Annotated in this window: 2 protein-coding genes; one reads left to right on the forward strand and one right to left on the reverse strand. The window is 74.0% G+C overall.

The window, feature by feature from the left end:
* Positions 1-109: 109 nt before the first annotated feature.
* Positions 110-754: a hypothetical protein gene (locus AB0C29_RS48955; RefSeq protein WP_360835297.1), complete on the reverse strand. Its 645-nt coding sequence runs from the start codon at positions 752-754 to the stop codon at positions 110-112.
* 116 nt (positions 755-870) lie between these two features.
* Between AB0C29_RS48955 and AB0C29_RS48960 the strand changes: the two genes are divergently transcribed.
* Positions 871-1,286, forward strand: a 416-nt coding sequence (locus AB0C29_RS48960) for a response regulator transcription factor (RefSeq protein ID WP_360835299.1), incomplete at its 3' end; no start/stop codon positions are given.

Genomic DNA, 1,286 nt, shown 5'->3' on the forward strand with positions numbered 1-1,286 from the left:
GCCGGTCGGCACCCCGGCCGCGGCCGGCGCCGCCGGCGCGTCCCGCAGCCACCAGCCGGCTCCCGCGGTCCCGGCGACCGCCAGCGCAGCCCCGGTCAGCACGGCCCGCCTACGCATTGCCGAGGTTTCCCAGGCTCGACAAGGCAGCCTCCGCGTCCAGGACGGCCCGGCAAGCGCCCAGGGCCCGCCGCACGGCCGGGTCCTCCTTGCCCGCGGCGGGGATGGAGGACGGGTCCAGGCCGAAGCCCTTGCCCGGGACGAACGGGCTGTCCACCGTCGGGTCCTTGTAGTCCGGCAGCCCGTTCGCCCGCATGCACTGGGCCGACTTGACGCCCGCCTGGACCACCTTCGGCGGTGGCGGACCCTGGCCCTTCATCGAGAACTGCGCCGCCCGCATGAGCTCACCGCAGGCGGTGTCGATGGCCGTCATCTCCTTCTCTTCGAGTTCACGCAGGCCGACCTCGTCGGTGTAGACGTAGCCGTCCGCGGTCAGCAGCGGATCGGGGTATCCGGGTACGCCGTGCTCCCGGATGCACTGCGCCGCGGCGTGCAGCCGGGCCCGGCGCCCGGCGCTGCTGTCACCGCCGACCGCGTTGGGATTCCTTTGTTCACCCGTTTCCTGGCCGATGCCGGCACTGCCGCTGACAGCCAGCCGCGGCACGGTGGGCGTGGCCGGCTCGTCGCTGCACGCGCCGGCCGTGCCGAGAAGGACCAGCGCGGCACTGACCACGGCGGCCACCCGGTAGCGCTTCATCACAAACCCCGTTCGTCGGTTCCGCAGGACGCCGACAGGTCTACCGGCCCGGTGATGACACCAGCGCTACGCGCGCTGTCGGACCGATGTCATGTCCCGGGGAGCACAATGTCGGCATGCGCGTGCTGGTGGTCGAGGACCACGTCACGCTGGCCGCCCGGATCGGCGAGGGGCTGCGCGACGCGGGGATGGCGGTCGACGTGGTGCACGACGGTGCCGCGGCGCTCGGTGGTGCCGCCGGCACGGACTACGACGTGATCGTGCTCGACCGGGACCTGCCCGTGGTGCACGGCGACCAGGTGTGCCGGTCGCTGGCCACCGGCGGCGGTGCCCGGATCCTGCTGCTGACGGCGGCCACCACCGTCGGCGACCGGGTCGACGGTCTTGAGCTGGGCGCCGATGACTATCTCGGGAAGCCGTTCGCCTTCCCCGAGCTTGTCGCGCGGGTCCGGGCGCTGGCCCGCCGTACCCCCTCGGCGCCGCCGCTGGTCCGCCGGGGCGACCTGACCGTGGACCGGGCCCGGCACCGGGC

Source organism: Actinoplanes sp. NPDC048791, assembly GCF_040650095.1.
Taxonomy (GTDB): domain Bacteria; phylum Actinomycetota; class Actinomycetes; order Mycobacteriales; family Micromonosporaceae; genus Actinoplanes.

Bases quoted from the DNA above. Each gene is read 5' to 3' on its own strand.
- AB0C29_RS48955 (WP_360835297.1), bottom strand. From the start codon at position 754: ATGAAGCGCTACCGGGTGGCCGCCGTGGTCAGTGCCGCGCTGGTCCTT.